Annotated in this window: 1 pseudogene; it reads right to left on the bottom strand. The window is 39.1% G+C overall.

Annotated features, from left to right (window positions below):
* Positions 1-191: pseudogene (locus P6709_RS19910) on the bottom strand (hypothetical protein); the annotation flags it as partial.
* Positions 192-274: the final 83 nt, after the last annotated feature.

Below are 274 nucleotides of genomic sequence, written 5' to 3'. Positions count from 1 at the left end.
AAACCTTCCGTATCTTTATCCAGGCGACCAACCGGAAAAGGGTCAAAAACAGATAGTTCCACAGATCGGGTACGGAGCTCAAATGGTTGAATTCGCCAAGTAACCAAATCTTCCTTCGTATATGTAACGTTTTTTTCAAGAGCTTTTTCATCATGCTGCTTTAGCAGAATAGCAGCTGACTTTAGCCTCATGCCGGAGATTCTCGTAACATTATATGAAGAAATAGAACAAAACATCAATAAAAAAGGATTTGCTGTTAAGGTTTATTCACAGG

The sequence above is a fragment of the Jeotgalibacillus sp. ET6 genome (assembly GCF_029667115.1).
GTDB lineage: Bacteria > Bacillota > Bacilli > Bacillales > Jeotgalibacillaceae > Jeotgalibacillus.
Note: the sequence above shows the minus strand (reverse complement) of the source record. Positions and strands in the feature narration are given on the sequence as shown.